The 26,437-nt window shown below is 75.6% G+C and carries 23 protein-coding genes and 1 pseudogene; 8 read left to right on the top strand and 16 right to left on the bottom strand.

Going from position 1 to position 26,437, the window contains the following annotated elements:
- Positions 1–116 precede the first annotated feature (116 nt).
- The gene (locus tag ACIO5D_RS30850) at positions 117–1,814 is read right to left on the bottom strand and encodes a GAF domain-containing protein (RefSeq protein ID WP_400655390.1); all 1,698 of its coding nucleotides are present in this window, start codon (positions 1,812–1,814) and stop codon (positions 117–119) included.
- Positions 1,815–2,300: 486 nt separating this feature from the next.
- Between ACIO5D_RS30850 and ACIO5D_RS30845 the strand changes: the two genes are divergently transcribed.
- Positions 2,301–3,197 (top strand): universal stress protein, encoded by an 897-nt coding sequence (locus ACIO5D_RS30845; RefSeq protein WP_363609911.1) that lies wholly within the window; start codon positions 2,301–2,303, stop codon positions 3,195–3,197.
- Positions 3,198–3,462: 265 nt separating this feature from the next.
- On the top strand, positions 3,463–4,461 hold the full coding sequence (locus ACIO5D_RS30840) for an Acg family FMN-binding oxidoreductase (RefSeq protein ID WP_363609913.1): 999 nt from the start codon (positions 3,463–3,465) through the stop codon (positions 4,459–4,461).
- Between the two features lie 124 nt (positions 4,462–4,585).
- On the opposite strand, the gene ACIO5D_RS30835 is transcribed toward ACIO5D_RS30840, so the two are convergent.
- The 3 genes from ACIO5D_RS30835 to ACIO5D_RS30825 all read right to left on the bottom strand — a co-directional run bounded on the left by ACIO5D_RS30835 (position 4,586) and on the right by ACIO5D_RS30825 (position 9,986).
- Positions 4,586–5,089 (bottom strand): copper chaperone PCu(A)C, encoded by a 504-nt coding sequence (locus ACIO5D_RS30835; RefSeq protein ID WP_363609915.1) that lies wholly within the window; start codon positions 5,087–5,089, stop codon positions 4,586–4,588.
- 32 nt (positions 5,090–5,121) lie between these two features.
- Positions 5,122–7,548, bottom strand: a complete 2,427-nt coding sequence (locus ACIO5D_RS30830) for a heavy metal translocating P-type ATPase (protein ID WP_400799212.1) — start codon at positions 7,546–7,548, stop codon at positions 5,122–5,124.
- A 368-nt stretch (positions 7,549–7,916) separates the two neighbouring features.
- Positions 7,917–9,986: a TerD family protein gene (locus tag ACIO5D_RS30825; protein WP_400799299.1), complete on the bottom strand. Its 2,070-nt coding sequence runs from the start codon at positions 9,984–9,986 to the stop codon at positions 7,917–7,919.
- Between the two features lie 326 nt (positions 9,987–10,312).
- Here ACIO5D_RS30825 and ACIO5D_RS30820 point away from each other — a divergent pair, with 326 nt between their 5' ends.
- On the top strand, positions 10,313–10,969 hold the full coding sequence (locus ACIO5D_RS30820) for a hypothetical protein (RefSeq protein ID WP_363609919.1): 657 nt from the start codon (positions 10,313–10,315) through the stop codon (positions 10,967–10,969).
- A 144-nt stretch (positions 10,970–11,113) separates the two neighbouring features.
- A complete protein-coding gene (locus ACIO5D_RS30815; RefSeq protein WP_400655396.1) occupies positions 11,114–11,980 on the top strand; it encodes an S-methyl-5'-thioadenosine phosphorylase in 867 nt (288 codons plus the stop codon).
- Here the strand turns inward: ACIO5D_RS30815 and ACIO5D_RS30810 are convergent.
- Together ACIO5D_RS30810 and ACIO5D_RS30805 are read right to left on the bottom strand one after the other, a co-directional pair.
- A complete protein-coding gene (locus tag ACIO5D_RS30810; RefSeq protein WP_400655399.1) occupies positions 11,946–12,386 on the bottom strand; it encodes a hypothetical protein in 441 nt (146 codons plus the stop codon). The two genes, ACIO5D_RS30815 and ACIO5D_RS30810, sit on opposite strands and share 35 nt — an antisense overlap.
- Positions 12,383–13,516: a molybdopterin-dependent oxidoreductase gene (locus tag ACIO5D_RS30805; protein WP_400655533.1), complete on the bottom strand. Its 1,134-nt coding sequence runs from the start codon at positions 13,514–13,516 to the stop codon at positions 12,383–12,385. Before ACIO5D_RS30805 ends, ACIO5D_RS30810 begins: the two co-directional genes overlap by 4 nt.
- A 158-nt stretch (positions 13,517–13,674) precedes the next feature.
- Here ACIO5D_RS30805 and ACIO5D_RS30800 point away from each other — a divergent pair, with 158 nt between their 5' ends.
- The gene (locus ACIO5D_RS30800; protein WP_400655401.1) at positions 13,675–15,024 is read left to right on the top strand and encodes a hypothetical protein; all 1,350 of its coding nucleotides are present in this window, start codon (positions 13,675–13,677) and stop codon (positions 15,022–15,024) included.
- On the opposite strand, the gene ACIO5D_RS30795 is transcribed toward ACIO5D_RS30800, so the two are convergent.
- The 5 genes and pseudogenes from ACIO5D_RS30795 to ACIO5D_RS30775 form a co-directional block, all read right to left on the bottom strand.
- Positions 14,931–15,704, bottom strand: coding sequence for an SAM-dependent methyltransferase (locus ACIO5D_RS30795; RefSeq protein WP_400799209.1), 774 nt, complete (start codon positions 15,702–15,704; stop codon positions 14,931–14,933). The genes ACIO5D_RS30800 and ACIO5D_RS30795 overlap by 94 nt on opposite strands.
- Positions 15,701–16,156, bottom strand: a complete 456-nt coding sequence (locus tag ACIO5D_RS30790) for a DUF2064 domain-containing protein (RefSeq protein ID WP_400799296.1) — start codon at positions 16,154–16,156, stop codon at positions 15,701–15,703. The genes ACIO5D_RS30795 and ACIO5D_RS30790 overlap by 4 nt, the downstream gene beginning before the upstream one ends.
- A gap of 174 nt (positions 16,157–16,330) precedes the next feature.
- Positions 16,331–17,044 (bottom strand): annotated as a pseudogene (locus ACIO5D_RS30785) (glycosyltransferase family 2 protein); the annotation flags it as partial.
- 216 nt (positions 17,045–17,260) lie between these two features.
- On the bottom strand, positions 17,261–18,316 hold the full coding sequence (locus tag ACIO5D_RS30780) for an NAD-dependent epimerase/dehydratase family protein (RefSeq protein WP_400655406.1): 1,056 nt from the start codon (positions 18,314–18,316) through the stop codon (positions 17,261–17,263).
- A 293-nt stretch (positions 18,317–18,609) separates the two neighbouring features.
- Complete coding sequence (locus ACIO5D_RS30775) at positions 18,610–19,080, bottom strand: hypothetical protein (protein WP_400655408.1); 471 nt, start codon at positions 19,078–19,080, stop codon at positions 18,610–18,612.
- Between the two features lie 352 nt (positions 19,081–19,432).
- On the opposite strand from ACIO5D_RS30775, the gene ACIO5D_RS30770 reads away from it, so the two are divergent.
- Positions 19,433–20,254, top strand: coding sequence for a lipase family protein (locus ACIO5D_RS30770; protein ID WP_400799206.1), 822 nt, complete (start codon positions 19,433–19,435; stop codon positions 20,252–20,254).
- A gap of 84 nt (positions 20,255–20,338) precedes the next feature.
- Here ACIO5D_RS30770 and ACIO5D_RS30765 read toward each other — a convergent pair whose 3' ends face one another.
- The 5 genes from ACIO5D_RS30765 to ACIO5D_RS30745 form a co-directional block, all read right to left on the bottom strand.
- Complete coding sequence (locus ACIO5D_RS30765; RefSeq protein ID WP_400799203.1) at positions 20,339–20,548, bottom strand: hypothetical protein; 210 nt, start codon at positions 20,546–20,548, stop codon at positions 20,339–20,341.
- 186 nt (positions 20,549–20,734) lie between these two features.
- Entirely contained in the window at positions 20,735–21,955 is a 1,221-nt protein-coding gene (locus tag ACIO5D_RS30760) for a saccharopine dehydrogenase family protein (protein WP_400799200.1), read from the bottom strand.
- Positions 21,956–22,152: 197 nt separating this feature from the next.
- On the bottom strand, positions 22,153–22,701 hold the full coding sequence (locus ACIO5D_RS30755; RefSeq protein ID WP_400655423.1) for a GNAT family N-acetyltransferase: 549 nt from the start codon (positions 22,699–22,701) through the stop codon (positions 22,153–22,155).
- A 17-nt stretch (positions 22,702–22,718) separates the two neighbouring features.
- Positions 22,719–23,135 (bottom strand): PPOX class F420-dependent oxidoreductase, encoded by a 417-nt coding sequence (locus ACIO5D_RS30750; protein ID WP_363609937.1) that lies wholly within the window; start codon positions 23,133–23,135, stop codon positions 22,719–22,721.
- Between the two features lie 105 nt (positions 23,136–23,240).
- A complete protein-coding gene (locus tag ACIO5D_RS30745) occupies positions 23,241–24,581 on the bottom strand; it encodes a D-alanyl-D-alanine carboxypeptidase family protein (RefSeq protein ID WP_400799293.1) in 1,341 nt (446 codons plus the stop codon).
- Between the two features lie 279 nt (positions 24,582–24,860).
- Here ACIO5D_RS30745 and ACIO5D_RS30740 point away from each other — a divergent pair, with 279 nt between their 5' ends.
- Together ACIO5D_RS30740 and ACIO5D_RS30735 are read left to right on the top strand one after the other, a co-directional pair.
- On the top strand, positions 24,861–26,129 hold the full coding sequence (locus tag ACIO5D_RS30740) for an MFS transporter (protein ID WP_400655425.1): 1,269 nt from the start codon (positions 24,861–24,863) through the stop codon (positions 26,127–26,129).
- A gap of 10 nt (positions 26,130–26,139) precedes the next feature.
- The gene (locus ACIO5D_RS30735) at positions 26,140–26,346 is read left to right on the top strand and encodes a hypothetical protein (protein ID WP_400759747.1); all 207 of its coding nucleotides are present in this window, start codon (positions 26,140–26,142) and stop codon (positions 26,344–26,346) included.
- The last annotated feature ends 91 nt before the right edge of the window (positions 26,347–26,437 follow it).

Here is a 26,437-nt window from a genome sequence, read left to right as displayed (position 1 = left end):
AACAACTAACGGATAACAGATTTCGAATTCTGTCAGCCCGCTCTTGTCCGCCCGGGCCCCCCGCGCCCACCGGACCGTCGCGAGCCGCGCGCACCCGCGGCTCGCACCCGCCCGCCTCAGGCCCCCAGCGGTGCCTCCCACACCACCCGGGTACCGCCGCCCTCCGCCGCCTGGAGCTCGAAGCTGCCGCCCGCGCGCTCCGCCCGCTCGGCGAGGTTCCGCAGGCCGCTGCGCCGCCCGCCCTCCGGCACGCCCACGCCGTCGTCCGTGACCGTGAGCGTCACCCGGCCGCCGAGCGCCCGCAGCGCGACCTCCACCCGGCTCGCCCGCGCATGCCGCGCCGCGTTGCTGAGGGCCTCGCCGAGGACGGCCATCAGGTGTTCGGCGAGTTCCTGCGGCACGTCCGTGTCGAGCAGGCCCTCCATGCTGAGCCGGGGAGCGAACCCCAGCGTCGCCTGCGCCTCGCCCACGGCCCGGGTGGCGCGGGCCCGCAGCCCCCGGTCGGGCTCGTTGTGGGCGCGCAGCCCGAAGATCGTCGAGCGGATGATCTTGATCGTCTCGTCCAGGTCCGCGACCGCCCGGCTGACCCGGTCGGCCGCGGTCGGGCTCTCGATCAGCCGGCCCGCGCTCTGCAGCGTCATGCCGGTCGCGAAGAGCCGCTGGATGGCCAGGTCGTGCAGGTCCCGGGCGATCCGGTCGCGGTCCTCCAGCAGCGTCAACTGCTCGGCGTCGCGCCGCCGTTCGGCGAGCTCCAGGGCGAGCGCCGCCTGGTCGGCGAAGCCCAGCAGCGGGCCGGTCTCCTCCGCGCTGAACGGCGGCCGCCCGGCCTCCCGGGCCAGCAGCAGCACGCCCCGCCCGTAGCCCGTCCCGGTGCCCAGCGGCACCGCGACCGCCGGGCCCAGCCCGTCGAACCGCCCGGGCGGCCCGGCCGTGAACCGCGCGTCGCACTCCAGCTCGCCACTGGTCACCGGCGAGCCGGACACGTACGCCGCGCCGGAGAGCGTGCCGTCCACCGGCACCGTCACCCCGAGCCGGGCGGTCGGCTCGCCGCCCAGCGCCACCTCGACGGTCAGCTCGCTCGCCCGCTCGTCCGGGCCCGCCAGCGCCACCGAGACGTCCGCCAGCTCCGCGCCCGCGATCTCCCGCGCCCGGCGCGCGATCAGCTCCACGACCTCCAGCCGGTGCGCGCCCGACAGCAGACTGCGGGTGATCTCGGCGCTCGCCCGCAGCCAGCGCTGCTGGCGCTGCGCCTCCTCGTACAGCCGGGCGTTGTCGATGGCCACCCCGGCCGCGACCGCCAGGGTCGCGATGACCGCCTCGTCGTCGGCGTCGAAGTCCAGGCCGCCGCGCTTGTCGGTGAGGTACAGGTTGCCGAACACCTCGCCGCGCACCCGCACCGGCACCCCGAGGAAGGTGTGCATCGGCGGGTGGCGCGCCGGGAAGCCGACCGAGGCGGGGTGCTCGGACAGCACCGGGCAGCGCAGCGGCTGCGGATGGCGGATCAGCTCGCCCAGGATGCCCTGCCCGGACGGCAGCGGCCCGATCGCGTCGGTCTCCTCCTTGGTCAGACCGACCGTCAGGAACTGCGAGAGGGTGTGCCCGTCGGCGCCGATCACGCCGAGTGCCGCGTACCGGGCGTCCACCAGGTCGGCGGCGGCCTCGACGATCCGGTGCAGGGCCTGCGAGAGGTCCAGCTCGCGCCCGACCGCCAGCACCGCCTCCAGCAGGCTGTGCACCCGGTCCCGGGTGCCGCGCGCCGCGTCGATCCGCCACTGGAGCTCCTCCAGCAGCTCGTCCAGGCGCAGCTGTGGCATCCGCGCCGAACCGCCCCCGGGGGGCGCACCGTGGCCGGGCGCACCCCCAGCGGGCGCGGCACCGCCGGGCCCGCTGTCGGTGGGGGTGCCGCCTCCCGCGGACGCGCCGTCCATGGCGGCTGCCCCGCCGACGTCCGTTCGCGTCCCGTCCGCGCCGCCCACCGGCGTCCTCCTCGTCGCTCTGTACCGGTACGTCCGGTTCGGTCCCCGGTCGCCCGACCAGGAAGATTGTCGGATTCACGTTAGTGCCCGCCCACAGTGGCACGGAACGCCGGGTCCGTCATGTACGCACCCGACGGCCGCCGCGGACCCTTCCCGGCTCCCTCCCCGGACGGGACCTCCGGCCCTGCCCCGAGGGCCCAGCGGCCTCTGCCGCGCACCCCGCCGGGCCGTCAGGGTGGTGGTACCGGACGACACGTCAGGGTGCCCCGCCCGGTACCGCCGCCGCGCCACCCCGCGCCGCCCCGCCCAGTGAGAGGAACCCTCATGACGCCACCCGTCCTGGCCGGAGTCGACGGCTCGCCGGAGAGCACCGCCGCCGCCCAGTGGGCCGCCGGCGAAGCACTGCGCCGGGACGCCCCGCTGCGTCTGGTGCACGCCTGGCCCTGGCTGACCGACGGCCGGGCCGCCTTCGCCGACGCCGACGACCTGCCCGCCGTCGCCCAGCGGATGCTCGCCGCCACCGCCGACGAGGTGCGCCGCAGCCACCCCGGCCTCCCCGTCCAGACCGACGTGGTGCTCGACGCCGCCGTGGACGGGCTGGTGTCCGCCGCCGAGGACGCCGGTCTGCTGGTCCTCGGCTCGCGCGGCCTGGGCGGCTTCACCGGCCTGCTGGTCGGCTCGGTGAGCATGGCGGCCGCCGCCCGCTGCGCCGCGCCCGTGGTGGTGGTCCGGCCCGCCCCGGCGACCGGCGCCCGCACAGGGGAGGAGGCCGGGACCGGCGAGCAGGCCGGCACCGCCCCCGAGGTGGTCGTCGGCGTCGACGCCCACGCCCCGAGCGAGGACGTGCTCGCCTTCGCCTTCCGGGAGGCCGCCCTGCGGGGTGCCCGGCTGCGCGTGGTGCACGGCTGGGAGATGCCGCCGGTGTTCGCGTACGCGGGCTGGATCCCGCCGCAGACCGAGATGGCCAACCTCCAGGCGCTGGAGGCGAAGACGCTCAGCCTGGCGCTGGACGAGTGGCGTGACCGGTACCCCGACACGGTCCTGGTCGAGCAGGTCCGGCTCGGCGCGGCCCGCTCGCTGGTCGAGGCCTCGGAGGCGGCCGACCTCGTGGTGGTCGGACGGCGCCGGCGCCCGCACGACATCGGCCTGCGGCTCGGCCGGGTGGCGCACGCCGTCCTCCAGCACGCCCACGCCCCGATCGCCGTCGTGCCGCACGCCTGACGGGCCACGCCTGCCGGGCCTGCGCCCGTCGGACCCGCCGCCTGACGGCAGGCGCGGGCCCGACAGGCCCGACGGGCCCGGCAGCGCCGCCACACCGCCGAGCACGGCCGGACAGCCCGGACCGCCCGGCCCGGACCGCCCGGGCCGAAAGCGGGCCGTTGGACCCTGTCGCCCGCCCATCGGCCGGGAGCACCCTCGGGAGTACCAGCCACTGCGGCGTGACTCCCGATGGCGGCCGTGCCCCCGAGGCAAGGAGAGGATCACCATGACCGAGCCAACCCTCACCGCGGCCGACCTGCGGCTGCTCGCCGCCGCCGGTGGCGCGGCGCCGTCGCTGCACAACAGCCAGCCCTGGCGGTTCCGTCCCACCCCGGACGGGCAGGGCCTGGAGGTGCGCGCGGACCCCGGTCGCGCCGTCCCGCTCGCCGATCCCAACGGCGCCGCGCTGCACATCTCCGTCGGCGCCGCCCTGTTCAACCTGCGGGTGGCCGCCGGCCGGCTCGGCCGCGAGCCGGCCGTCCGACTGCTCCCGGACGAGGACGATCCGCAGCTGCTCGCCGTCCTCGACCTCGCCGGACCAGCACGCGCCGAGCGGCTGTTCGGCCGGGACCTCTACCCCGCCATCGCCGAACGCCACTCCAGCCGCCAGCCGTTCGCCAACCGGGACGTGCCGGAGGCCGTGCTCGGCGAACTCGTCGCCGCCGCGCACGACGAGGGCGTCGCACTGGCCCCGCTGGAGGAGGCCGGGGTCCGGCGGGTGCTGGCGCTCACGGCGGAGGCCGAGGACCGGATCGCCCACGACCCCGCCCGGCAGGCCGAGACCCACGCCTGGCTCAGGCGGGACGCCGCCACCGACGGCATCCCGCTCACCGCCCTCGGCCCGCTGGACCACGACGCCCGCGTCCCGATGCGCGAGTTCGCCGGCCGCCCGCCGCACCGGGGTGACGCGCCCACCCAGCCGTCCCAGCGCTTCGAGGCGCTGCCGCAGCTCTGCACCCTGACCACCCCGGGCGACGGCCCGGCCGACTGGCTCCGCACCGGTCAGGCGCTGGAGCGGGTCTGGCTGCTGGCGACCGTGCACGGGCTCCGGCTGACGGTCTGGCACCAGGCCGTCGAGTGGGACGACACCCGGTGGGGCCTGCGCGACCCGGCCGAGGGCCCCGGCTACGTCCAGCTGGTGCTGCGCACCGGTTACGGTCCGCCCGGCCCGGCGACGCCCCGCCGCCCGGTCGAGTCCATTCTCGACCAGCCGGTCCGCCCCTGAGCCCGGAGGCCCGGCCGCTCCGACGTCCCTCGCGACGCCTCCGCACCGCGAGGGACTCCGTACCACGACGCCCCTGAACGCCGGTCCGCCCTCCCGCGGACCCGCGTTCAGGGGCGTCGCCGGTTCAGCCGGCGGGCCGTCCGCCCGGAGGTACGACCTCGGCCCTGACCCGCAGCTCCGGGCTGCTGCGGAAGCTGAGCGTGAACTCCACCCACTGCCCGGCCCGCAGCGCCGGCGGGTTGGTGATCATCAGATCGGAGTCCTCCGGCGACATCACCAGCTCGCCCCGCTCCGGTACGGACAGCGCGGTGACCGGCTCCCACCGGCCCGACGCGCCCTGGTGCTGATGCCGCTTCAGCGTGATCCTTCCGCCGAACTCCCAGCTGGCGCCTACGAGTTCATCGGGGACGTCGCCGGGGTTGCGCACCGTGAAGAAGGCGGCCGTGGCGGTGGCCCCGCCGGCCGTCGGCAGCAGCAGCCAGCCCGGCCCGGCCTCCACCGGACGCTGCCGACCGGCCCCGCCGACCGCCGTCCACCCGGACAGCAGCGCCAGTGCCACCGCCGCCGCGGCCACCGGCGGCCCGACCACCCGCAGCCGTTCGCCCGTCCGCAGCCGTCCGGCTCCCACCGACCCCACCGTCCTCGCCGCCTTCGCCGTCCTCACCACGCCGCACCCGCCGAACCCGCCGAACCCCGCCGCCCCGCCGCCGAAGAACGGCGCCGCCCGCCCGGCCCCCGGCCGCTCCCCGCCGAACCATCGCCGTCGCCGTGCCCGCCCGAGGCGCCGCGCCCCGGCTGCCAGGTCCGCAGCCGCAGACTGTTCCCCACCACCAGCAGCGAACTCAGCGACATCGCCACCGCCGCCAGCATCGGGTTCAGCAGCCCGACGGCCGCCAGCGGAATCAGCACCACGTTGTAACCGAAGGCCCAGAGCAGGTTGGCCCGGATGGTGGCCAGCGTCCGCCGGGCCAGCCGGACGGCGTCCACCACCGCCTCGATGTCGCCCCGCACCAGCGTCAGCCCGGCCGCCCCGATCGCGGCGTCACTGCCCGAGGCGAGCGCCACCCCGAGGTCGGCCGAGGCCAGTGCCACCGCGTCGTTGACGCCGTCGCCGACCACCGCCGTGGTCCGCCCGGCCGCCCGCAGCTCCGCGACCACCTCGGCCTTGCGTTCCGGCGAGGCCGAGGAATGCACCCGCTCGATGCCGAGCTCGTCCGCGACGGCCCGGGCCGCGCCCGCGCCGTCGCCGGTCAGCAGGACGGTTTCCAGACCCATCCCGCGCAGCCGGTGGAGGGCCCGCCAGCTGCCGGACCGCAGGGTGTCCCCGATCGCGAGGACCGCCACCGCCCGACCGTCCAGCTCGACGACCACCGGTGTCCGGCCGGCCTCACCGGCCTGTGCCAGCGCCGCGTCCAGCTCGGGCGGCAGCGGGCCGCCGGCGTCGTCGGGCCGGACGACCCGTACCTGCCGGCCCTCGACCGTCCCGGACACCCCGACCCCGGCGGTGGCCGCGAAGGCGGTCACCGCCGGCAGGCCGTCGGCCCCGCACAGTTCCCGGGCCGCCCCCACGACGGCCCGGCCGATCGGATGCTCCGACCGGTGCTCCACTGCCCCGGCCAGCCGCAGCACCAGGTCCGCGTCCACCGCGCCGGACGCGCCCGCGCCCGTACCGGTACCCGCACCAACGGCCGCGCCCGTACCGGCGCCCTCGGCGACCACCACCGACGCGAGCTCCATCCGCCCGGTCGTCAGCGTCCCCGTCTTGTCCAGCACCACGGTGTCGATCCGCCGCAGGCTCTCCAGCACCTCCGGCCCGCGCACCAGCACGCCCAGCTCGGCGCCCCGGCCGGTGGCGGCCAGCAGCGCCGTCGGCGTGGCCAGCCCCAGCGCGCACGGGCAGGCCACCACCAGCACCGCGACCGCCGCCGTCACCGCCGCCTGCGGATCGGCGCCCGCACCCAGCCAGAAGCCCAGCACACAGACCGCCACCGCCAGCACACACGGCACGAAGACCCCGGCCACCGCGTCCGCCAGCCGCTGCGCCCGCGCCTTGCCGGCCTGGGCGTCCGCCACCAGGGCGGTGATCCGGGCCAGCTGGGTGTCCGCGCCGACCGCCGTCGCCCGCACCACCAGGGCGCCGCCGACGTTGACCGTCGCGCCCGCCACCCGGTCCCCGGGGGCCGCCTCGACCGGCACGCTCTCGCCGGTCAGCAGGCTCAGGTCGAGGGCCGAACTGCCGTCCACCACCACGCCGTCGGTCGCCACCCGCTCGCCCGGCCGCACCACGAACTCCTGCCCGGGCAGGAGCTGTTCGATCGGCAGCAGCCGTTCCTGCCCGGTCTCCGGATCCCGGACGCACACCTCCTTCGCGCCCAGCTCGGCCAGCGCCCGCAGGGCCGAGCCGCTGCGCCGCCGCACCCGGCCCTCCAGCAGCCGCCCGGCCAGCACGAACAGCGGCACCCCGACGGCCGCCTCCAGATAGACGTGCGCCGCGCCGCCACCGTCCGCGGTCAGCGAGAACGGCATCCGCATGCCGATCTCCCCGGCCCCGCCGAACACCAGCGCATACGCGGACCACCCGAACGACGCCACCACCCCGAGGCTGACCAGGGTGTCCATGGTGGCGGCGGCATGCCGCAGGCCCTGCCAGGCCCGCCGGTGGAACCCGGCCGAACCCCAGCTCACCACCGGTACCGCCAGGGCGAAGCAGACCCACTGCCAGGCGGGGAACTGCAGCGCCGGCACCATGGAGAGCACCACCACCGGCACCGCCAGCAGCGCCGTCACCAGCAGCCGCCACCGGTCCCCGGCGCCCTCCGCCTCCCCGCCGTCCCCGACCTGTCCGGCCGAGGCCAACTCGGCGGTGTAACCGGCCCGTTCGACCGCGGCGACCAGTTCCTCGACGGCCACGCCGACGGGGTGCACCACCCGGGCCCGTCCGGTGGCGAGGTTGACCCCGGCCGTCACCCCGTCGATCCGCGCCAGCCGCTTCTCGACCCGGCCCACACAGGCCGCACACGTCATCCCGCCGACCGCCAGATCCGTACTGACCAGCGCCCCGGCGTCCGCACCCGCGACGGAACTCAATTCCCCGCCCCCATGTCGTGCCCGCTCATCCCGGGTTTCCCGCCGCCGCCCCCGGGCGTCAGCCCCGGGGACACCGGTCCGGCCCCCCGCCCCACGGCGAAGGCCGCCACGAACACCACCACCAGCAGCAGGGCGAACCCCGCCAGCACACTCAACGGCCGGACACCCGGCGACTTCGCACTCACCCCCCACCAGTCGGCCCGCGACCCCCTTTGGTTCCCCTACGTTCCGAATTGCCCCACCCGATCCCCCGCCGCCCCTCCTGTCCCGCCCTGCCCTGTCCCTCCCCGCCCTTCCCGCCCTTCCCGCCCGAACGCCGACAGGGCCGGGGCCCGTCCTGCGGCCCCGGCCCTGCTGACGGTTCGCCCCTACACCCGACGGCCCGCCCGGTGGTCGAGGTGGGCGACCACACCCGAGTGGAACCGCTCGACGGCGGCGTCGACACCCCGGATGAAGCCGGTCTCGGCGTTGCCCCGGGTGCTTCCCACCGACTTCGCGAGGGAGAGCCGGAACCCGGTGATCTTCGACGAGTCCTTCGGCAGCAGATTGCCCGGCTCGGGCCGCAGCTTCTCCAGGGTGCCGCGAGGCCCGGCGGCGGCACCGTCCGTCAGGGTCTCGACGTGCAGGTCGGCCGGTGCCTCGGCGAGCTGGCGGACCAGTCGCTTGACCCAGCTCAGCGGGTAGCCCTGCTCCGGAGCCGGGATCTCGATCGAGGTGCGCAGCTTGCCGAGACGCAGGTCCGCCGTGATGGTGACGGTGCCGACGGTGTCCTCGATCCTGATCTCGGCGTTGAGCCGGCCGTCCGCGCAGAGCCGGTCGGCGAGCGCGGCGCGCCGGTCCCGGGGGGCCTCGCCGCGGCGGGTTCGCTGGACGGGCTGGACCTTGACGCCGAGTTCGCCGCCGAGCTGGAGGCAGACCTGGCGGATGAGCCGCTCCCAGCTCTCGACGACCTGGACGGCGCGCTCGTCCCCCTGGGTGAGCGTCTCGTCGTCGATGCCGTTGCGCACCGGCACCCACGCCGGGCCCATGTTCTGGAAGCCGTGGCAGCCCGAGTTCTCGTGCTGGAGGTAGTGCAGCAGCTCCTCCAGGAGCCACCCGTGCGCCGGATTGGTGAGGCCCTCGTGACGGATCAGCATCTTCGCCTGGAAGGCGACCTCGGCCCAGGACAGGTGGCAGAGCATCACCTTGTGCTTGCGGCGCCCGTCGATCTTGACGGAGACGAGCGGGCTGCCTTCCAGCGCGACATCGTTGGAGAGGGTGATGACCGCTTCGTAGCCGCGCCGGGCGGCGATGTCCATGTAGTCCTGGACCTGCTCGGCCTTCAGCGGGTTGCCGTTGGTCTTGCTCTCCAGCAGGGCCGTCCAGAGCCGCCCGGCGCGATCGACCCGGATGACGCCGTCGGGGCGCTTGGGGGAGTCGCCGTGGGGGAGCGAGACCTCGGCGAAGGTCTCCATCCGGCCGGCCGGCGCCCCGAACGCCGCGGTCAGCCGGCGGCCGAACTCCGGCACCTGTGCCATCACCGACAGCAGGACGGAGGTGGCCCGGACCTCGCGCTCCCGGTCGCTCTTGAGGCTGGTCGCGGGGAAGAGACGGGCACTGCGCCAGGAGTCGTTCTCGGCCAGCGACGGCCTGGCGCTCCTGGGCCGGGTCACCTTCTTCCTCGCGGTGCGCAGCCGCTTGGGCGCGGCCGGTGCGGAGGGCGCCCCCTCGGCGGCCGGCGGCTGGGCCTGGGCCGGTACCAGCACCTTGGCGGCCGGACCCGCGCCGTCCGGAGCGGCGGGCGCCTCGCCGACGGCGGACGGCTGCGGCGTCCCGGGGGCCGTCGCCTCGTCACCCGTGCGCTCGCCGACCCCGTCGTCAGTCCCTTCCTCGATCCCCTCGCCGACCCCGTCATCGGTCTCGTCGTCGTCGATCTCGATGCCGAAGTCGGTGGCGAGCCCGGCCAGTCCCGAGTCGTAGCCCTGCCCGACGGCGCGGAACTTCCACTCCTGGTTGCGCCGGTAGATCTCGCCGAAGACGAACGCGCTCTCGGAGTCCGCGTCCGCGATGGGGAAGGTGAGCAACTGCTCCCCGGCGCTGTCGGCCAGCCCCAGCCGGAGGTTGTCCAACTGGCCGAACGCCGCGCGCTGGTGACGGCTGGCCGCGATCACCAGCCGTTCGACGCCTGCGGGCACGGCGGTCAGGTCGAGCTGGATGCGGTCCTCGGTGCCGACCTCCGTCGGGGTCTGCCCGAGCAGCTGGACGCTTCCGTCCTCGGCCGCCGGGTTGTTGTAGAAGAAGAAGTCCGCGTTGCTCCGCACCTTGCCGTCCGCGGCCAGAAGCAGCACCGAGACGTCGGCGTCCCCGTCGCCGCCGGGGCTGCTCCAGCCAAGGCTCACTATGACGGAGTCGGTGCTGTCGCTCAGCGCCGCCAGCCCGACGTTGGAGCCCTTGACCATGTCCTGCACGAATGTCCCCCAGGGAAACCGGGCCGCGCCGCCGGAGTCGGTGCGGTTGTCGACCGTTGTCACCGCTCGGCTGGTGCCAGGGCGGCCAGCAGGGAGCCTAGTGCCTCCGGTGCGCACGCTGGTGGGGGTTTGAGCGGGTTGTGTGCATGCAACCGGAACGTTATCCGCCGGAAACGGAGGTGCGCTGCCGTCCCGGGCAGGGGGCGGGCGGGCACTCGAACGGGTCAGCAGCTTTCGCCGCGGCGGCGGTTGTTGCCAAGCATGGGGAGGTAAGGGCCCAAGCGCCGCCGGTCACCGAACAAGAAGAGGGATCCTCGGTGCGTGAACTCCATACCCTCCCGAGCCGTCCTGGTACGAGCGTCCGCCGGCGGTGGACGGCACACCGCAGGGGGGCGCTGCTGGCCATGCTCGGAGGCGCGGCCGTGCTGGCCGCGTGCAGCAGCTCGTCGACCAATCCGTCGATCGGCGCCTCAGGCCCGGAGACACCCTCCACGCTGAGCACCGCACCCAACCCGTCCGCGTTCTCGGGTGAGCCGCCGTCCGCGCTGGCCTCGACGGTCGAGTCGGCCCTCGCCTCCGCTTCGGCGGCGAGGGCGTCCTCCTCCGCGGCGGCGGCCTCCTTCGAAGCCTCGGTCGCGGCGCAGGGCGCGCAGGCGAACGCCAAGGCGGCCTCGGTGCTGAGCGGGGTGGAGGACGGGGGCAACGCGCTGGGCGCGGTCACCCTCACCGGGCTGCCGCGCGCCAGCACCGGTGGCCTGCACGCCGTCGTGGTCACCATCGCCAACACCGGCACCTCCGCCGCGTCGTTCGCCGTGCAGGTGGACTTCACCGACACCAGCGGAAAGACGGTGGACAGCGCGATCGTCGGCGCCGACGACGTCCCCGCCGGGGGCAAGGCCTCGCCGGTCGCGTTCAGCACCCAGCCGGCCGACGTCACCCTGCTCCCCGTGGTGGTCAAGGCCGTGCGGTACTGACCGCACTGACGCCACGCCGGCGGTGCCGCGCGTGCGGCATACCGCCGTTCGTGGAACGTAGGGCCGGTGCAGGGCGATCCTGTCGTGCGGGACTCCTAGGGTGACAGTGAGGTATCCCAGAACTCCCCAGGACAGGTGGCGAAGATGACGGATATTCAGTCTCCGGCCGGAGCGGCTCCGCGCGCGGAGCTGGGGGTGATCGGCGGCTCCGGCCTGTACGCGCTCCTCGACGATGTCACCGAACTGAGCGTCGACACCCCGTACGGCCCGCCCAGCGACTCGCTCTTCCTCGGCCGGGTCGCCGGGCGCAGTGTCGCGTTCCTGCCCCGGCACGGCCGCGGCCACCGGCTGCCGCCGCACCCGATCAACTACCGCGCCAACCTCTGGGCGCTGCACTCGCTCGGCGTGCGCCAGGTGCTCGGCCCGTGCGCCGTCGGCGGGCTGCGCCCCGCGTACGGGCCGGGCACCCTGCTCGTCCCGGACCAGTTCGTCGACCGGACCTCCGGCCGGGTCCAGACGTACTACGACGGCCTGCCGCTGCCCGGCGGCGCCGTCCCGGAGGTCGTGCACGTCTCGATGGCCGACCCGTACTGCCCTGCCGGGCGCCGGGCCGCCCTCGACGCGGCGCGGGACGCCGCCTGGGAACCGGTGGACGGCGGCACCCTGGTGGTGATCGAGGGCCCGCGCTTCTCCACCCGGGCGGAGTCGCGCTGGTTCACCGCCAACGGCTGGTCGGTGGTCGGCATGACCGGCCACCCGGAGGCCGTCCTCGCCCGTGAACTCGGCCTCTGCTACACCTCGCTGAGCCTGGTCACCGATCTCGACGCCGGTGTGGAGAGCGGCCAGGGCGTCACCCACACCGAGGTGCTGGCGGTCTTCGCCCGCAACGTCGAGCGGCTGCGCACCGTCCTGTTCAAGGCGCTGGAGAGCCTGCCGGTCGTGCGTGACTGTCCCTGCGGGCACGCGCTGGACGGCCTCACGACCGGTCTTCCGGGCGTGCCCGGGGACTGACTCCGCTCCCGCCCCGACCGGCCCGCCACCGCCGGGCCCGCGCGACGACCAGCGCGAGCACGGCGGTGGCCGCCAGCAGCAGGAGCCAGTTGCGCAGGTACGGCAGCGGCAGCAACGACGGATTGCCGTGGTCGTCCCCGGAGCGCAGGACGGCCGGAAACCCGACGGCGGTGAGCGCCGCGGCGACGACGAGCCAGCCGCGCAGCACTGGCCCGTGCGCGGCGCAGGCGCCCACCAGGCAGAGCAGCGGCACCCAGAGCCCGTCGTGCAGCACCAGCGCCCCCACCGCCCAGACCAGGACGCTCAGCGGATCGGTGATGTACGGGTCACCGAGCATCCCGTACAGTCCGTACCCGATCAGGGCGAGGCCGCCCGCCAGCGCGGTGCCGCGCAGCCACCCGCTCATCGGAGCACCTCCAGCCGGGCGACCCACTTGGTCTGGAGCACGCCGGGCCGGTTCGGCGCGATGATCCGGGCCGGGTAGCCGTGGTCGGCGTCCAGGACCTCGCCGTTGACCCGCAGGGCCAGCAGGGTCAGCGGATCGTCGACGTACTGGGCCGGCATCTCCATGACCCGGTACGGCCCCTCGGCCTCCAGCGAGGTGACCCGGACGCCGGAGCCGGCGGGCGCGCCCGAGCGCGCGACCAGATCGGCCACCCGGACGCCGGACCAGCGTGCCAGCGCACTCCAGCCCTCCACGCAGGAGACTGGCAACTCGGCCTCGTACTGAGGAAGTTCCGCCAGCTCGGCGAGGGTCAGCTCGTACGGGCGCGGGCCGTCCACCCACAGCCGCCAGTCGGGTGGGGTGGTGACGGTGCCGGCCTGCGCGGCGGTGCGGTTGACCGGCAGCCCCTGTGAGCCGATGTCCGGGCGGCGCGGCGCGAGCAGGACCAGCCGGCGCAGCCAGGGCACGGTCTGCCCGGCCGTGGTGAGGGTGACGGCGGCGACGGCGAGGGTCACCGCGCCGAGCAGGGCCCGGCGCTCCGCCAGACCGGTCGCGGGCCGCAGCCAGTGCCGGGCGATCAGCGGTGCCTTCACCGCGATGTGCACCAGCAGCCCGCCGGCGGCCAGCCAGCCCAGCCAGAAGTGGGTCTGCCGGAACGGGAAGGGCCACGGGTACCACTGCAGACTGTTCAGCAGTCCGGTGAACAGCTCCAGCAGTGTCGCCGCCACCAGCACGGCGATGCCGAGCCGCTCCAGCCCGTGCAGGACGCTGCGGGCCGGCGGCCACTCGAACAGCCGTGGGTAGACCGTCCAGAGCTTCGCCCCGGCCAGCGGGATCGCCGCCAGGCCGGCGATCACATGCAGGCCCTGGGTGACCCGGTAGCCGTTCACCGGGCGCGCCGGCAGGTGGCCGGCCAGCCAGGAGGGCGGGTTCTGGAGCAGATGGCTGGCCAGGCCGGTCAGGAAGCAGACCAGCACGGCCGCGCCCAGCCACCGCCCGAGGACGACGGTGGTGCGGGGCTCGTGCAGCCGCGAGCCGAACGCGCCGTCACGGAACGGACCGCGGCGCAGGAAACCCGGCGGGGCGGGCAGCGGCGGGTCGTAGCGGCGCCGGGCGCCGGAGGAGTTCGATCGCACCGCTTCATCGAAGCGCGCCCGGTCCGCCCGGGCGCGCTTCGACGTGCTGACGGAATCCGAATGGCGGCCTGCCGCTCCGGTTGGGCGCCGCCGTCCGGTGGGAGGGTGGGCGGGTGCCCACCCGAACCCTTCTGCCCTGCGCCGCCGCCCTGGCCGCCCTGGTGGCCGCCCTCTGCGGTACCGTCACCGGCGGTGGCACACTCGCCGACCGCGCCCCGCTCTACGGCTGGTACGCCGTCGACGCCGCGCTGTTCGCCCTCGCCGTCCTCCTGCTGCGGCGGGTGCGGGGCCGGTACGTCGCGCCGCTCGTCCTGGCGGGCAGCGTCGCCGTCGCCGCGACCGGCCTGCTCGCGCCGCCGCGCACCAGCGACGACGCCTACCGCTACGTCTGGGACGGCAGGGTCCAGGCGGCCGGTGTCTCGCCGTACGCACACGCGCCGGACGACCCGGCGCTGGCCCGGCTGCGCGACCCGGGGCTGTTCCCGCCCGGCGGGCCGTGTACGAGCTGGGACGAGCGGCGTACGGCGGACGGCGACTGCACCCGCATCAACCGGCCCGCCGTGCACACCATCTACCCGCCGGTGGCCGAGGTGTGGTTCACCGCCGTGCACCCCTTCGGCGGCGGGGTGCGCGGCGTCCAGGCAGGCGGCGCCCTGCTGGCGGTGACGACCACCGGTGTCCTGGTGCTCGTCGGACGCGGCGACCGGCGGGCGGCGCTGTGGGGCTGGTGCCCGGGCGTCGCGGTGTGGTCGGTGAACGACGCGCACGTCGACACGCTCGGCGCGCTGCTGATGGTCGCGGGCCTCGGCTGCGCCGCGCGGCGGCGGGCCGCGGCCGGGGGTGCGCTGCTCGGCGCGGCCGTCGCCACCAAGCTGCTGCCGGGGCTGGCCCTGCCCGGTGCCCTGTCCGGCGTCCTGTCCCGCCGGCCGACCGGGCGTGACCTGGCCCTCGCCGGCTCCGCGTTCGCTGCGTTCGCCGCCGCCTACCTGCCGTATGTCGCCGCCTCCGGTGCCGGGGTGCTGGGATACCTGCCCGGCTACCTGCGGGAGGAGGGCTACGACCAGAGCCGGATCGACCGTTTCGGCCTGCTGCGGCTGGTGCTGCCGGACCGGCTCGCGCCCTGGGCGGCCGGCCTGGTCCTGGCGGCCGTGGTGCTGTGGGTGCTGCGGTACGGCGACCCGGCCCGCCCCTGGGGCGGTGCGCTGCTGGTCACCGGTTCGGCGCTGCTGGTGGTCGCGCCGGGCTACCCCTGGTACGGGCTGCTGGTGGTGGCGCTGGTCGCACTCGACGGACGCTGGGAGTGGCTGGCGGTCCCCGCCGCCGGTCAGCTCCTCTACCTGGAGGGCGGTCCCGACGTCCAGCAGGCCGCCTACGGTGCGGCCCTGGTCTGCGTGCTCGCGGGCGGGCTGCTGCGCCGGCGGCCGGCCCCCGCACGCGCCACCGTGCCGCCGGTGCCCGGCTGAGCGGGACGCGGCGGCTCACCCGGTGGGGCCGCCTTCCGCAGGGCGAGGAAGCGACGGCCGTGGGACGTCCAGCACTCGGTTTCGACGAGCCCCACCGCCCGGGCGCGCCGCGCGGTGGCGGCCGCGCCGAGGCGGGCCCAGGCGAATGCCGGGCCGAGGCGTCCACCGGGGCCCTCGACCCGCGCGGTGCAGCGCTCGTCGATCTCCTCTGCCTCGACCTCGACCAGCAACAGGCCGACCGGGGCGATGAGTTCGGCGCAGCGCCGGAGCAGGGTGTCCGGGTCGCCGCCGATGCCGAGGTTGCCGTCGGCCAGTAGCGCGGCACCCCAGCGGCCTTCGGCGGGCAGCCGGTCGAACACCGAGCGGCAGAGCGCGGCACCGCCGATCCCCACGGTGCGGTCGACGGCCGCGCCGGTCACGTCGACGCCGAGCGCGGGCACGCCGAGGGCCGACAGGGCGGCCACCAGCCGCCCGGGCCCGCAGCCGAGGTCCAGCACCGGCGCGGACGTGTGCAGGCAGCGCAGCAGGAGGCCGTGGTCCGCGCCGCCGGCGGGCGCGCACCAGCGTTCGATGTCGAGGCTGATCCGCCCGCCGTCGCCGAGGCGCAGCCAGAGCGGTCCGCGTCCGGTGCGGACGGCCTCGGCGAAGGGGTCGTCGACCCAGGCGGTGGCGAGGCTCAACCGGTCACCTCGGGGGTGAGGCGGATCGATCGCAGGTGTGTGGCGAACCGACTGTGCGGTGCGGCCGCCGCCACCGCGCGGGCGTCGCGGGCGGTGTCCACGTCGGTGAGTTCGGGCAGCCGGGCTGCCACGAGGCCTGCGCCATGGAGCCGTTCGAGCAGGGCCGCGCCGGTGCCGGGGGTGGACATCGGCACGCCCAGCAGCAGACGCCGGGCCAGCTGCTCCGTGGGCCGGGCCAGGCCGAGGGCCCAGAAGCCGCCGTCGGCCGCCGGGCCGTACCAGGCGTCCACCCCGGCCCGGCGGACCGCCGAGAGCGGCTCGGCCAGCATCGGCGCGGTGAGCTGTGGGGTATCCATCCCGACCAGCAGCGCGGGTGCCGCGGGGGCGAGCCGGGCGGCGTGTGCGAAGGCCGCCGCGAGCCGCTCGTCGAGCCCGCCACCACGCTGCGGCACCACTCGCCACCCGGGTGGCAGCCAGGCGCCGGGCTCGCCGTCCAGGACCAGCAGGCGCGGCCCGGCCGGGACGGTGGACAGCGTGTGCAGGGTGTCGGTGAGCGCCGCCTCGGCGAGGCCGGCCGCCTGCTCCGGCGTGCAGGGCGGGGTCAACCGGGTCTTCACCCGGCCAGGCACCGGGGCCTTGGCGATCACCAGCAGGGTCGGCGGGGGAGCGGCGAGTACGGCGCTCATGTCGCGTACCGCCTGCCGGGTGCCGCGCAGTGTGCCGGTGACCTTGGACCGGCCGGAGCGCGGAAGGTAGTCGACGGTGGTCTCGGCGATCCGCATTCCGGCCGCCGAGGCGGCGAGCACCATCTCCAGCGGGTAGCCCGAGCGCCGGTCGCCCAGGCCCAGGGCCAGCAGCCGCTCGCGGCGGGCGGCCCGCATCGGGCCGAGGTCGTGCAGCGGCGCTCCGGTGCGGGCCCGCAGCCGTTGGGCCAGGACGGTGTTGGCCAGGCGCGCGTGCAGCGGCCAGGCCCCGCAGGTGGCGGGACGGCGGCGGCCGAGCACGAGGTCCGCCGTTCCGGCCGCCACGGGCCCGGTGACCAGGGGGAGTTGGGCGGGGTCGAGCGAGCCGTCGCAGTCGAGGAAGCAGACCAGTTCGGCGGTGGCCGCCGACAGCCCGGCGTGGCAGGCGGCGCCGAAGCCGCGCCGGGGCTCCTCGACGACGGTCGCGCCCAGGGAGCGGGCCAGTTCGGGCGAGCCGTCCCGGGAGCCGTTGTCCACCACGACGGCCCGCCAGCCCGGGGGAATCCGCCCGAGTACCCAGGGCAGGGCCGCGGCCTCGTCGAGACACGGCAGCACGACATCGACGGAGAGTGAGTGGGGAGAGGTCACGCCGGCCACGCTAACGGCGGTGGGGTCCGTCCCGGCCGCACCCGCTCCTGACGGAGGTCCAACGTGGCGCCGACCGGGGTCGTCCGTTGAACCGTTCGGCGGATCGCGCGGATCTGACGGAGCCCGAACGGGGCCTGCCGCCGTGGCCGCCGGTGACGGGACCACCACCCCGCCGGGGGCCGCCGCTCCGCGATCGCCCTCCCGGTACCCCGGCCGCCGGACCGCTCAGACCCGCAAAGGTGCTGCGGCGAACTCCGCCATGCCCTCGTGGAACGGGACGCGCGGCCGCCAGCCGAGCTCGGCGCGCAGCCGCGTGGAGTCCGCGGTGATGTGCCGGACGTCGCCGAGCCGGTACTCGCCGGTCACCACCGGCGCCGGGCCGCCGTACGCGGCCGCCAGCCCGACGGCCATCTCGCCCACCGTGTGCACGCCGCCGCTGCCCACGTTGTACGCCCGGACGGTGCCCGGGGGCCGGGTGCCGACGGCCTCCAGCGCGGTCAGGTTGGCCGCCGCCACGTCGGCCACGTGGACGAAGTCCCGGCGCTGCCGTCCGTCCTCGAACACCCGGGGCGCCTCACCCCGGGCCAGCGCGGAACGGAACAGCGAGGCGACCCCGGCGTACGGGGTGTCACGCGGCATCCCCGGTCCGTAGACATTGTGGTAGCGGAGCGTCAGCACCGACCCCCGGGTGGCGCGGGCCCAGGACGCGGCGAGATGCTCCTGGGCGAGCTTGGTCGCGGCGTACACGTTGCGGGGGTCGCCGGGAGCCTCCTCGTTGACCAGGCCGGGCAGCAGCGCGGCGCCGCACCGCGGACAGGGCGGCTCGAACCGCCCCGCGTCCAGGTCCACCGGGCGGCGTGGGCCGGGCGCCACGTCACCGTGGTCCGGGCAGCGGTACCGGCCCTCCCCGTACACCACCATGGAGCCGGCCAGCACCAGCCGGCGCGTCCCGGCCCGGGCCATCGCCGCGAGCAGCACGGACGTCCCCAGGCCGTTGCAGCCCACGTACTCCGGCGCGTCGTCGAGATCCAGCCCCAGGCCGACCATCGCGGCCTGGTGGCAGACCGCGTCCACCCCCGCCAGCGCCTGCTCCACCGAGGAAGCGTCCCGTACGTCCCCGCGATGGAAGGCCACCCCGTCCGGCAGGTCCGGCGGCCGCCCCTCGGGGTGAACGGCGGGCAGCAGCGCGTCCAGCACCCGAACCGTGTGCCCGGCCGCGACCAGCCCGCGCACGACCGCCGCCCCGATGAAACCGGCACCGCCGGTGACCAGAATCTCCATGCCCGCGACGCTAGCGCCGGCCCGCCCGCGGCCCGCGCCCGACGGACGGACGCCGGCCTGCGGTACGCCGGACGGCCGCGCCGTACGCTCCGGGGCACCCCGTCGGGCCGGCCGGGGTCGTCCACTGCGCTGCCACTGCTCGGTGATCTGCGCGCCAGGACGGTCCCCGCAGGACGACCGGCACGGGCCGCTCGCGGTCCTCTCCTGGAACGGCGACGCCGACTCGTGCTTCCCCACCGGGGGGATCACCCGGGCCGGCCGCCGTCGGGCCGGCCCGGGTGGCGGGCGTGCCGTCAGCAGGTTACCGGGACGGTCACGGTGGCGGTGGACGGCGCCCAGCCCCACTCGGTGACCTTGAACTCGCCGGTGACGCTGGAGCCGCACGGGGCGGTGCCGGTCACGTCGCCGACGCGGGTGCCGCCGCGCGGGACCAGGACGCTGGTGTTGAGGGTGCCGAGCGAGGCGCCGCCCACCACGGAGCCGGAGAGGCTGAACGCCACCTGACGGGCCGACCAGCGGGGGTCGGTGTCGGCGAAGCCGTAGAACTTCACCTGGTTGTCGGTGACGTCGGCGCAGATCGTGGTCGCCAGGACTCCGGCGAAGCCGGCGGCGCACGTGGTCGTGGGGGTCGAGGTGGTGAGGGGGGCGGCCGAGGCCGTTGCGGTGCCCAGGGTGGTGAGTGCGGCGGCGCCGACGAGGGCGGCGGCGAGGGTGCGCTTCATCAGGTCCTCTTCCAGGAGTATTAGTGGAATGTGAAATTTCACGCCTCACATGGCACTAAGGATGGCATGTCTTCGAACGCCCCAGTCGCCTTTGGGGATTGATTGGTGCTCAGAAGAGGGTTTCGGCCTTCGATTGACCGGAAGTCAACCCCCGCTGCTCGCTGACGACAACCGGAACCGCCGGTGCCGTCCCGGTGGCGCGGCGGGTGGGCAGACGGACGACCGGTGGGTCGGGTCTCTCCGGCAGACGGTCGGCCGCCTGTGGCCTTTCGGGTGATGCGCGGGGCGCGGTGGCCGAGGCCGACGGGCTCGGGCCGGTACGACAGGGGACGACACCCGTGCCGTCGGCCTGCTCGGAGCGGTGCCGACCGGAGTTTCGAGAAGGAGCCGCACCATGCCGGTGCCCACCGCCGTCGACCACCACGCCGAGGGCTACAGCCTCTCCCAGGCCTACTGGCTGGCCAGGGCCGCCGACCTCGCCTACAAGGACGAGGACACCATCGAGGAGCAGGCCCGGGCCTGGGGCTTCACCACGGTGCGCCACCACCGGACCGGCTTCACGCCGCCCTTCCCGCTCGAGGACACCCAGGCCTACACGATGGCCGGCGACTACATGATCGTCACCGCGTTCCGGGGCACCGAACCGCGGGAGATCCGGGACTGGCTCTCCGACGCCACCACCCCGCCCTGGCCCGGCCCCGCCCGGACCGGCTACGTCCACTACGGCTTCGCCGAGGCCCTCGAATCCGTCTTCCCCGACGTCCGGAAGGCGCTCGCCGAACTGCGCACGGACGGTCAGAGTGTCTGGTTCACCGGCCACAGCCTCGGCGGCGCGCTGGCGATGCTCGTCGGAGCGCGCATGTACCTGGAGGAGCCGCGCCTGCGGGCGGACGGTGTCTACACCTTCGGCCAGCCCCGCACCTGCGACCGCACCCTGGCCGCCGCCTGCAACCAGGGCTTCAAGGACCGGATGTACCGCTTCGTCAACAACAACGACATCGTTCCGCAGCTGCCGCCCGAGCCCGCCTTCACCCATGTCGACACGCTCAAGTACATCGACTCCGCGGGCAGGATGCACGACTCGATGAGCCTGGCCGGCGGTCTCGCCGACCGGGCGAAAGGCCTGACCGCCGACGCGTTCGCCCCGGCCGGCGACGGTGTGCGCGACCACTTCATGCGCAACTACCTCGCGGCCCTGGAGAAGAACCTCGCCTGATCCGCGCGGGACGAGGTCGTCGGAGTCGGCGTCCGCCCGCGCGAAGCGCGGGCGGCCCGGTTCGGGGCGTGCCGAAGGACGTTCCTAGTCACCGCCGTCGCCGTCGCCGTCGCCGGAGCTCCGGTTCAGGCTCCGGCGCCGGTTCTTCCCGGAGCGGCGCAGCAGCGAGCCCGCGGCGAGCGTCACGGCCGCCACGGCGCGGACCCAGCGGGGCCCGCCGCGCTCCGCCCACACCACACATGCGCACCCTCCGATGACGAGCGCCAGGACGCCGAGCAGCACCAGACCGGTCATGTTCCCCACTCCTGCGGTCGTTCGTACGGTCCTGGTGATCGTCTCAGCTCGGGAAGGCGCGTCCCAGCGGGCTGTCCGGCCGGAACCCGCGCCGCCGCACCGCGGCGGACGGCCCGTCCGGCCAGGTCGACGCCGGTGGTGGGGGGCGTGGCGACTTCTCCCGGTTCGGGACTCGTGTCTCCTGCTTCACCCGATCGGGGTCACGTCGATGGCCACGCCGTCGAGCGGGCCATCGTCACCGGGAAGGGCGGGCACGTGGCGCGCCAGATCGAGAAAGAAGCGTTCGGCGTCGATGGCGGTCTCCGGCGGGTGGACGCCGGGGCGGCGGGCGGTGCCGTCCAGCAGTTGCGCGAGCCCCAGCGCCAGCGGGATCCCGGTCGCCTCCGCCATGTCGTCGATCAGCGCCGAGGCGCCGGGTGTATCGGCGAGCCGGGCCAGAACGGTGACCGGGCGGCCGTGGCGGGAGCCCGTCGCGGCGGCGAAGAACGGCGGCAGCGACCCGGGCCCCTTGCGGCCCACGGCACCCGCCGTGGCCCGCAGTGTGCGAAGCGGTGAGGGTTTGGCCAGGTCGGCCGCGGCGGTCTCGTTGGTGAGTTTTCCGGCGTCGATGTCGCGGCGCAGGACGTCGAGGTAGGCCACCGTGCCCGGGGTGACGACCATGAGACTGGCGGCCTCGCCGGCCGGACGGAAACTGCGGTGCAGGGTGACCGGCTCGGGATGTCCGACGGTGTAGGCCGTGCCGGAGCGTCCGGTGGAGACGGCGAGGGTGACCGGCAGCAGCGGCCGTCGGTGGACGAGCCGCCCGCCGCTGACCACCGCCACGTCCCCGCTGATCTGCTCCATCCAGTGCACGGCGGCCGCGCCGGGGCGCCCGTCGGGATCGCTCAGCTGTTCGTCGTCCCCGCTGCCGGAGACGTCGACGGGCCAGGCGGTGTACAGGTCCTGGAGGTGGTCCAGCCGCCGGACGGCGCGGGCGGCCAGCAGGTTGCTGACCCCGGGGCTGGCGCCCATGCCCATCACGGCGCAGACCCCGGCGGCCCGGGCCTCCCCGTCCAGGTCGAGCATCCGCAGGGTCGGCTCCCAGTCGTCGCAGATGTCCAGGTAGTGGGTTCCGGTCGCGATCGCGGCCCGCAGCACGGTCATGCCGAAGCGGTAGTACGGACCGACGGTGTTGAGGACGACGTCCGCACCGTCGAGCGCGGCCCGCAGCGCGGCGTCGTCGGTCACGTCCACCGTGAGCGCCCGCATCGGCGTGCCTCCGGTGCCGGCGAGCCGACGGACCAGTGCCCGGGCCGCGTCGAGGTTTCTGTCGGCCACCACGATCTCGGTGACGCCGGGGAGCCCGGCCGCCACGCGGACCGCTACGGCCCCCATCGCTCCGGGGCCGCCGAGAGCCAGGATCCTCATCGTGCACTCCGTCCACCGCTGTCCGCCGCTTTGAAAGTGATCGTAACCCATACGATCGTATTGATGACGAGCTATTATTGACGGAGGGGAATCATGACCGGCCCGCGCGGCACGGATCGGGGCCGGACCGGTGGCCGTGGACCTCGAAGAGCCGCGCGGCGGACGGCCCGCCGCCCGGTCCACTACCTGACGGAGGGTCAACTGTCGCCAGGCGCTGGGAGGATGTACAGCACCTGCGGCTCGCCGTACTCGGTGAGCCGCTCGGCGGGGCGGAGGCCGAGGTGTTCCAGCAGTGACCGGGAGCGGGTGTTGGCGGCCTGGGTCACGGCGACCACCGGCCACCCTGCCGGGGCGGTCGCGACGGCCCAGCGGACGGCTTCGGCCACCGCCTCGCGGGCCTGGCCGCGGCCCTGGTGGCGGGGGAGGAACTGGTAGCTCAGCTCGGTGCGTCCGGCCGCCCGGTGGTCGGCGTCCAGGCTGACCAGTCCCAGGAGCGGTCCGGCCTCCGGGCGTGGGCCGTCCGTGCGGGCCGTGACCGCGAAGGCGCCCGGCGCCCCCTCGGCGGCGGCGAGCCGGACGGCGATCCGCTCCTCGGGCACCGGGCCGCCGAGGTGGCGCCGGACCTCCGGGTCGCGGCACAGCTCGGCGAGGGCCGGCAGGTCGGGCGCGGCGAGCGGGCGCAGCGTCAGACGCGGTGTGGTGAGGGTGAGCGGCCAGTGCGGGACGAGCCAGGAGGGCGGGGTCATGCGGGTGGAGCGTACCCTCAGTCCGTCAGGGTGAGCCGGATGCCGACGGTCGCCCGCTCGCCGCGCCGCAGCCGGCTGCCGAGCAGGGTGAGCACGCCCAGCAGTCCGTACTTCTGGCGCAGCAGCGTCCGGTAGGCGGCGGTGCGCTCGGGGCCGAGGATCTCGGCGGTGGCCGGGTACTGCTCGCCGGTCGGGTTGCCCCGGACGTCGCACGGGCCGACCAGGACGTCGGCGCGGTTGCGGATCCGCCTGACCTTCCAGGAGTCCGCGACGGTCCAGATGCCGAGCGCGTCGCCGTCACGGACCACCCAGACCGGGGTCGGCACGCCGGTGCCGTCCTTCTTGTACGTGGTGACGAGCAGGTAGCTCCCGGCGGAGAGCCGGACGAGGCGTTCGAGCCTCTCCTGCGGGCTGGGGGGTGTGGCGGCGCTCATGGCCGGAAGTCTAGGCGTCATCGGCCCGGCGTCCCGCCACGGCCGGGGGCGGCCCGCACCGTGCGCCCGCGGTCGGACCACCGGGGGCCGACGGCCGCTGACCGGTCAGCGGTGCCGACGGGCGCGCAGCCGGCGGCGGGCCGACACCAGCAGCGTCCGGGCCCGCCGACCCGGTCGGCGACGGCCGCCGCCGACCACCGTCGAGCCACCGAGGGCGGTGACCTCCGGCCGGGTGAGGGGGAGGGACGGCGCCACGGCCTCGGCGGCGGCGGTCCCGGCAGCGGCGGTCTCGGTGACCGCCGTCTCGGTGACGGCCGGGGCGCCGTGCCGGCGGCGGGCCAGCGCGCGCCCCGAGGCCCAGAGCGCCAGGGCCACGGAGAAGGCGACCGCCGTCCAGCCGCCCGGGCCGAGCGCGTGGTCGGCCTGCCGGATCGCGCGCGGCAGGACCCCGGCCGGGGCGGAGGAGGCGGGTGCGTCGGCACCGGCCTCGTCCACCAGGCGGCCGACCGGCTCGACCCGGCCCGCCGCCGCGAACCCCCAGTCGAGCAGGCTCGCCGCCTCGTCGTACACCTGCTGCTGCGACTCCGGGTGCATCACCGTCACCAGCAGGGTGCGGCCGCCGCGTACGGCGGCCCCGGTGAAGGTGGCGCCGGCGTTGGTGGTGTAGCCGTTCTTCACCCCGATCAGCCCGGGGTACCTGCCCAGCAGCCGGTCGGTGTTGGCGATGTCGAACGAGGTGCGCAGACCGGTCAGCTTGTCCACCCCGCCCGGGAAACGGGCCGTGCGGGTGGAGCAGTAGGTGCGGAAGTCCTTGTTGCGCAGGCCGGCCCGGGCGAACAGCGTCAGGTCGTAGGCCGAGGACACCTGGCCGTCCTGGTCGTAACCCTCGGGGGATACCACATGGGTGTCCCGGGCCTGCAACGCCTCGGCGCGGTCCTGCATCTGGGCGACGGTCAGGGCGAGGCCGCCGTTCAGATGGGCGAGCACGTGCACCGCGTCGTTGCCGGAGCTGAGGAACACGCCCCGCCAGAGGTCCTCGACCCGGTACGGCAGGTCCTCCTTGATGCCGACCAGGCTGCTGCCCGGGCCCAGTCCGGCCAGCTCGGCCGACGTGACCTTGTGCTCCAGCGACCGGTCCAGCCGGGGCAGCACGGTGTCCGCGAACAGCATCTTCAGCGTGCTGGCGGGCGGCATCGGGAGATGGGCGTCGCGCGCCGCCAGCACCTCCCCGCTCGTCGCGTCGGCCACCAGCCAGGACCGCCCGGTCAGCGTCGATGGCAGCGCGGGCGCCCCGGCCAGCGGCGCCACCTGGACGGTGGAGCGGGCCAGCCGCTCGCCGCCGACCACGGTGGCCGAGTCCTGCCCGGAGGCGACCGGAGCCACGGCGGCGAGTACCAGCGCCGGGCCGACGGAAACCGCCGCCAGCCTTCTGACCTGGGAGGACATCTGCTGCACACGGCGAACGTACCCGCGTGGCCGTCCGCCCGCCCGGCCCGCTGCTCCGTCCGGGCCCCTCCCCGGGGCGCTGCTCCCTAGGGACCCTGCCGCTGTCCGCCCCGGGCTGCCGGGGCGGACAGCGGGCCTGGTACGGTACCGGGCATGTTCCTCCCCCGTGCGTAGTGGACCCGCCACGACCGTGCCCCCTCGCCGGGCACGGCGCTCCGGTGTCCCCGCACGCCTTCGGGTACGGCCCCGCCCTGCCCGCCTCCGCCGAGGAACGTCTCCTTGTCTTCGCAGTCTTCGCCGCCTTCGTCTTCGCGGTCTTCGCACACCCCCTCCTACGCCGCCGTCCTGCGGACCCCGCACGCCCGCCGCACCTTCGGCGCCGCCCTGCTGGGCCGGCTCTCGTACGGGATGGTCCCGCTCGCGATGATGCTGGCCGTCCGGGACTCCGGCGGCTCCTACGCGGTGGCCGGCACCGTGCTGGCCCTGTTCGGGCTGACCAGCGTCTTCCTCTCGCCGACCCGGGCCGCCCTGGTCGACCGGTACGGTCCCCGGCGCGCGCTGCCGCCGATGGCCGCGCTGTACGCCGGGCTGCTGGCCCTGGTGGCCTGCGCCACCTGGCGGCCGGGCGCGCCGCCGGTCCTGACGGGCGCTCTGGTGGTCGCCGCCGGTGCCTGCACCCCGCCACTCGGGCCGGTGATGCGGACGCTGTGGCGCCGGCTGCTGCCGGACCGGGCACTGCTCCAGCGCGCGTACAGCCTGGACACCGTCGCCGAGGAACTGCTGTTCGTCAGCGGCCCGTTGCTGGTGGGTCTGCTGCTCACGGTCGCCGGTCCGGCGGCCGCGGTGGCGGCGGGTGCCGGACTCGTCCTCGCCGGCACCCTGGCGCTGGTCTCCACCCCCGTCGCGCGGGAGGTGGACGGGACCGGGCCGGCCGTGTCCGGGGAGCGCCCGGGCGGCGGGGGAGCGCTGCGCCGGGCGGTGCTCGCCTCGGCCGCGACCGGGCTGGCGCTCGGCGCGCTGGACCTGATGGTGGTGGCCTTCGCGGAGGCGCGCGGCCAGGCCGGGGCGGTGGCCTGGATTCTGGCGGCGCTCTCGGCGGGCAGCGCCGTCGGCGGTCTCGCCTACGGCGCCGTCACCTGGTCCGCCCCGAACCGGGCCCGGCTGCCGTTGCTGGCCGCCGGGCTGGGCCTGGCGCTGGCGGGCGCGGGGCTGGCGCCTAACCTGCCGGCGCTGGCCGCGGCCGTCGCCCTCGCCGGGCTGTTCGTCTCACCCGCCGTCACCACCGCCTATCTGCTGGCCGACGAGGCGGCCGCGCCGCAGGCCCGCACCCGGGCCGGTGCCTGGGTGAACACCGCCTTCAACGCCGGTTCGGCGGGCGGCACCGCCACCGTCGGCCTGCTGGTCGGCCGGCTGCCGCTGCCGCTCTGCTTCGCCCTGGCGGCCGCTCCCGCGCTGCTCTCCGCTGCCGCGGGTGCCCGCCGGGTGCGCGACTTTGGTGGCGGCAGGTCGCTCCGAAAGTCGGATACCGGCGCTGACCTGGGTCTCTAGGCTCAGGGGCATGAAGAATCTGCTCGGTTTCGTGAGCTTCGCCCTCGTCGTCGGAGGGATCAGCGGCCTGCTCTCCGACCACCTCGGGGGCTTCCGCCTCTTCGGCTTCGTCCGCTACCTGGTCCCGGGCGGTCACGAGACCGCCGGGTACGCCGTGCTGGTGGTGCTGGGCACCGCCCTGGCCGTCGTCACCGGGCGGATCGGCCGGGCACGCTAGACGAGTAGATCCGATGTGATCAGTGGTCGTAGGCGATCAGCGAGCGGGTGACCGGTGCGCCGATCAGGTTGTTGTGCCAGATGCCGGCGGC

Origin of the sequence: Kitasatospora sp. NPDC087315 (assembly GCF_044744345.1) — a bacterium.
In the GTDB taxonomy this organism is placed as follows: domain Bacteria; phylum Actinomycetota; class Actinomycetes; order Streptomycetales; family Streptomycetaceae; genus Kitasatospora.
This window is presented reverse-complemented; position numbering and strand designations above follow the sequence as displayed.

Coding starts and splice junctions, on each gene's coding strand:
- ACIO5D_RS30770 (WP_400799206.1), top strand. CDS start 19,433: ATGCCGGTGCCCACCGCCGTCGACCACCACGCCGAGGGCTACAGCCTC.
- ACIO5D_RS30735 (WP_400759747.1), top strand. CDS start 26,140: ATGAAGAATCTGCTCGGTTTCGTGAGCTTCGCCCTCGTCGTCGGAGGG.
- ACIO5D_RS30845 (WP_363609911.1), top strand. CDS start 2,301: ATGACGCCACCCGTCCTGGCCGGAGTCGACGGCTCGCCGGAGAGCACC.
- ACIO5D_RS30765 (WP_400799203.1), bottom strand. CDS start 20,548: ATGACCGGTCTGGTGCTGCTCGGCGTCCTGGCGCTCGTCATCGGAGGG.
- ACIO5D_RS30760 (WP_400799200.1), bottom strand. CDS start 21,955: ATGAGGATCCTGGCTCTCGGCGGCCCCGGAGCGATGGGGGCCGTAGCG.
- ACIO5D_RS30850 (WP_400655390.1), bottom strand. CDS start 1,814: ATGCCACAGCTGCGCCTGGACGAGCTGCTGGAGGAGCTCCAGTGGCGG.
- ACIO5D_RS30750 (WP_363609937.1), bottom strand. CDS start 23,135: ATGAGCGCCGCCACACCCCCCAGCCCGCAGGAGAGGCTCGAACGCCTC.
- ACIO5D_RS30825 (WP_400799299.1), bottom strand. CDS start 9,986: ATGGTCAAGGGCTCCAACGTCGGGCTGGCGGCGCTGAGCGACAGCACC.
- ACIO5D_RS30745 (WP_400799293.1), bottom strand. CDS start 24,581: ATGTCCTCCCAGGTCAGAAGGCTGGCGGCGGTTTCCGTCGGCCCGGCG.
- ACIO5D_RS30755 (WP_400655423.1), bottom strand. CDS start 22,701: ATGACCCCGCCCTCCTGGCTCGTCCCGCACTGGCCGCTCACCCTCACC.
- ACIO5D_RS30780 (WP_400655406.1), bottom strand. CDS start 18,316: ATGGAGATTCTGGTCACCGGCGGTGCCGGTTTCATCGGGGCGGCGGTC.
- ACIO5D_RS30810 (WP_400655399.1), bottom strand. CDS start 12,386: ATGAGCGGGTGGCTGCGCGGCACCGCGCTGGCGGGCGGCCTCGCCCTG.
- ACIO5D_RS30815 (WP_400655396.1), top strand. CDS start 11,114: ATGACGGATATTCAGTCTCCGGCCGGAGCGGCTCCGCGCGCGGAGCTG.
- ACIO5D_RS30840 (WP_363609913.1), top strand. CDS start 3,463: ATGACCGAGCCAACCCTCACCGCGGCCGACCTGCGGCTGCTCGCCGCC.